The organism is Daejeonella sp. (genome assembly GCF_049655485.1).
GTDB lineage: Bacteria > Bacteroidota > Bacteroidia > Sphingobacteriales > Sphingobacteriaceae > Daejeonella.
Genome location: NZ_JBASJU010000077.1, coordinates 1 through 4,773 on the forward strand (window position 1 = coordinate 1; position 4,773 = coordinate 4,773).

The following is a 4,773-nucleotide window of genomic DNA, read 5'->3' on the forward strand; positions in this document are numbered from 1 at the left end:
CACTCTGGTAATTCAGGTCAAGCGCGTTTTTAGACATAGCATCATCCTGCAAGGCTACGCTATATAACTTATCAATTTCCGCTTTACTGCAAAAATCTTTAATGATAAGATAACCATCACTTTGATAGCTTTTAACTTGTTCAGCACTTAATTTCATAACACGATTATTTAGCTTAGATACAAATTAAGAATTTCTATCCTATTTAAATCATTTCGCAGTCTGTAACCGATGTCTAATGGCTTCAAAAACATTTAAAATGCTCCTTGATATCTAAGTTTAAATTATCTTTATTAAAATGGTTACCTAACATCTCTAATGTATTGATGGTTCATTACAAAGACGTTGCAAAAAACCATACAACATACCTGAAAATCTTTCCGGATAAAATGAGCGATAAAAAAAATTGGATAGTTGGTGCACAACGCACAGGGTCAACCGCGGAAAAATCGAATACAGATCGTACACAAGCCCATGTAAAAGAAAGTGAAAGCCATTTTCGTGCCATGGCGGATGCCTCACCCGTTCTTATCTGGACAATTGATGCCCATGGTTCGCCGACTTATTACAACAAAACTTTTTTTGATTTTATAGGAGTTACTAAAACGGAGGACATTTCTGACTGGGAAAAAATTGTTCATCCAGACGATTTGGATTCCACGATGAAAACCCTAAGTATGGCAATTTCCGAGAGGCATCCTTACTCGCTGGAATGCCGTCTATTAAGGGCTGATGGAACCTGGCGTTGGGTGCTTGCGCAAGGAAATCCGATTCTGGGGGCCAACAACGAGTTTTTGGGTTTTGTTGGTTCATCTGTTGACATTACTGAACGAAGAGAAGCTGAAGCCAGGATTAAAGAAAGCGAGAAAAAATTTGAGGCTGCGATCCTTGCAGTAGAAGGTATCATCTGGACAAATAACGCAGTTGGTGAAATGGTAGGCGAACAACCTGGATGGGCTAAGTTAACTGGCCAGAGTTTTGAGGAGTATCAGGGTTTCAAATGGTCTTCAGCTGTTCACCCGGACGATGCACAACCTACTGTGGATGCCTGGAACAAAGCTGTACGAGATAAAAGTACATTTGTATTTGAACACCGGTTAAAGACACAGCATAATGGATGGAGATTATTTTCCGTAAAAGCAGTTCCAGCCCTGGATGAAAAAGGCATAATTAAGCAATGGGTAGGTGTTCATACTGATATTACAGAACAACGTGAGGCGGCGAAAAAAATACGGGAAAGTGAATCATATTTCCGGAGTCTGACTGAAAAATTGACTTACCGTACTGCTTTGCTTGAAGCCCACAACCAGGCAAGTGTAGATGGAATTTTGCTGGTAGATGCAAAAGGGAAAATTATTTCATTCAACCAGCGCTTCACCGAAATATGGAACATGCCACAACCTATTGTTGACGCCAAAGATGATGAAGCGGCCCTGTCATTCGCTATGGCACAATTAGTAAACCCTCAATTATTTATTGATAAAGTAAAATATCTTTATGAGCACCCAACAGAAACCAGTCTGGATGAACTGGAATTTAAAGATGGTAAAATTGTAGAACGAAATGGATATCCGGTGATTGGAGAAGATGGCAGTTATTACGCATGGAGCTGGACCTTCAAGGATATAACCAAACAAAAAAGCTATGAAAAGGCAATTATTGAAAGTGAGCAACGCTTCCGCATACTAGCTGAAACCTTGCCGCAATTGATATGGATGACGAATGAAAAAGGAATTTATGAATATGCCTCAAGCCATTGGATTAACTATTCAGGACTTGATCCGTACGCAAAGGATACCTGGCAAAAATTAATTCATCCCCAGGATCTGAAAGCTCTAAGGCAAGGTTGGGAAAATAGCCTTCAAACTGGCAAAACTTACCATTCCGAGGCGAGACTTAAAAATAAAAAAGGGGTGTATAACTGGCATTTGGTTCAGGGCGAACCCATAAAGAACGAAAAAGGAACAATTATTAAATGGATCGGTGCATTCACCGATATCGAAAATCTAAAAGAAGAGCAAAAACAGAAGAATGATTTCCTTTCAATGGCCAGCCATGAACTGAGAACCCCGGTAACCACAATCAAAGCATATAGTCAAATCATCGAGCGAATTTTGGCAGAAAAAGATGATGTGCAAACACTGGGAATGGTAAAAAAAATGAGTAAACAGGTCAACAGTCTTAATACACTTATAACAGACCTTTTAGACATTACAAGAATGCAAACGGGCGGCTTAATCCGCAATGAATCTGTATTCAATCTGGACGACCTTGTAAAAGAAGTGATTGATGATTTCCAAACAACCAGTGTTACACATCAAATAATAGACAATTTAGATGCAGATATAAGTATTTCGGGAGATAAAAACAAACTAGGTCAGGTCCTCAATAACCTTCTATCAAATGCAACAAAGTATTCGCCGGCAGCTGATAGAATTATAATAGATACCAAGGTTGTGAATGACGGTGTTCAGTTGAGCGTTCAGGATTTTGGTATCGGAATTTCGATGGAGGGTCAACAGCGTGTATTTGAACAATTTTACCGGGTTACGGGCGAAAACCAAGCTACATTCCAGGGAATGGGTATCGGCCTATATATATGCGCAGAAATAATTAAGAAAGAAGGCGGTAATATATGGGTTGATAGTATCAAAGGAGAAGGTTCAGTATTTTATGTTTGGTTGCCCACAGACTGATTGAAAAAATATACTTCCCAATTATCTATATTGACCATTATTATTTAGAAACTTTAATGCGCGACGGTAGTTTGGTAAAAAGAGTAATATTAAGGCGCATAGAATACCGGAATCCGATTAATAGTTGAACAGAAGGCGAGTGTTATTTCAAACATTTACGAAATAGCATTGTTCCATTATTTTGCAGCTACTTATCTTGGAAAAACACAAATCCCTTTTAGAACAACATCTTCTAACCATATTTAATTCCTCACCAAGCCCTATTTACGTATGTGCAGGGCCCGATTCTAATGTTATTTACGCCAACGAAGCAACTCTCAATGTTTGGGGCAAAGATGCATCTATAATCGGTATGCCTTTTATCGAAGCCTTGCCAGAAATTGTGGATCAACCATTTCCGAAGCTCGTCCAAATGGTTTACCAATCCGGGATCCCGTACCACACCGAACAGGACAGAGCAGACCTGCCCGTTGGCGATGTACTTCAGACTTATTACTTCAAGTTCAGCTATCTGCCCTTGACAGACGATGAAGGGAAAGTTTGGGGAGTGATGTGCAGTGCTACCGATGTGACCGAACTGGTAAAAGCAAAGCGCGAGTTAGAAATCAGTCAGGATAATCTTCGATCAATGATCATGCAGGCTCCTGTGGCTATTTGTATCCTTAAAGACCCGAACTTTATTGTTGATATTGCTAATGAAAAGATGCTGGAGATTTGGGGAACCACAACGGAAGTAATTGGCAAACCGGTATTTGAAGGACTACCGGAAGCTAAAGGCCAGGGACTTGAGGAATTGCTTCAAGGTGTCTATCAAAGTGGGAAATCATTTACTGCGGACAACCATCCCGTAGAGCTACTAAAAAATGGAAAGTTAGAAAAAGTGTTTCTCAAATTCGTATATGCAGCACTTCGAGATTCCAAGGGTTTGATCAATGCCGTAATCGCAGTAGCTACTGACGTAACTGAACAGGTTTTGGCCCAACAGAAGAAAGATGATTTTATCGGGATAGCCAGTCATGAGCTCAAGACGCCTTTAACATCGCTCAAGGCATCCGTTCAATTGATGGAAAAATTGACAGCTATTGAGCCTAATGATAGATTGGAAAAACTCATAGCCCAGGCAGGAATAAGCGTTAATAAGTTAGCCTACCTAGTAGAAGATTTATTAAACGTTAGCAAGCTCAATGAAGGTCAATTAACCTTGAATAAGGAAGACTTTACCCTATCTCATGTGATGAATGATTGCTGCCAACATGTAAGGCTTCAACATGGTCACGAAATCATTTTAAAGGGTGATACCACTTTACAAGTATTCGCCGATATGCATCGAATTGACCAGGTAATTGTGAACCTTGTAAACAATGCTGTTAAATATGCTCCCGATTCAGATGAAATACATATCATCATCGAAAAGATTAATGCCTTTGCAAAAGTATCGGTAAGAGATTTTGGTCCCGGGATTCCAGAGAATAAAATACCTCATCTCTTTCAGCGCTATTACAGAGTCGATTCTTCGGGTCACCAGATCTCTGGACTGGGCCTGGGTTTATACATTTCAAACGAAATTGTTGAGAAGCATGGCGGCCAAATGGGTGTAGATAGTAAATTTGGAGAAGGTTCAACTTTCTGGTTTACATTACCCTTGTAATCTTATTGCTATTACGGGGCCTCAGGGCTTCGTAAAATAGCTTTAAGCCACAGAAGTTATGAAAGTACCTGATAAACCACCACCTGTTGAGCTTTACCGCATCACGGGTGACCGATTTTGTGATAGAAGGACTTGAGGAGTCGAGCGTGGGTTTTTAAAAGAAAGCTTTAATGTCAGTTACCCGGTAGATATAGTTTTTACAGTGGTAACCCGTTTAGAGCTGAGACGCCTAAAAAACCTGGTTCATAGTGTAGACCCGGCGGCATTTGTGTTTACCAACCTTATAAAAGAAGCAGCGGGTGGGATTTTGACGCGGAGGGCGGGGCATTGAAATTTAAACAAGGAAGTTCACTAGAAAACAACTTACCTGGTCGATAATGCCTTCCGGAATGCATGAAACTATGAGAAATCAGGAAATGGCTGATTTGATG

The 4,773-nt window shown here is 40.2% G+C and carries 3 protein-coding genes; all 3 read left to right on the forward strand.

Annotated features, from left to right (window positions below):
• The first annotated feature begins 387 nt into the window (after window positions 1–387).
• The 3 genes from WBJ10_RS03305 to WBJ10_RS03315 all read left to right on the forward strand — a co-directional run bounded on the left by WBJ10_RS03305 (window position 388) and on the right by WBJ10_RS03315 (window position 4,673).
• Window positions 388–2,694, forward strand: coding sequence for a PAS domain-containing sensor histidine kinase (locus tag WBJ10_RS03305; RefSeq protein ID WP_424288131.1), 2,307 nt, complete (start codon window positions 388–390; stop codon window positions 2,692–2,694).
• A 196-nt stretch (window positions 2,695–2,890) separates the two neighbouring features.
• On the forward strand, window positions 2,891–4,342 hold the full coding sequence (locus tag WBJ10_RS03310; protein WP_424288132.1) for a PAS domain-containing sensor histidine kinase: 1,452 nt from the start codon (window positions 2,891–2,893) through the stop codon (window positions 4,340–4,342).
• A 190-nt stretch (window positions 4,343–4,532) separates the two neighbouring features.
• The gene (locus WBJ10_RS03315; protein WP_424288133.1) at window positions 4,533–4,673 is read left to right on the forward strand and encodes a DUF2179 domain-containing protein; all 141 of its coding nucleotides are present in this window, start codon (window positions 4,533–4,535) and stop codon (window positions 4,671–4,673) included.
• The last annotated feature ends 100 nt before the right edge of the window (window positions 4,674–4,773 follow it).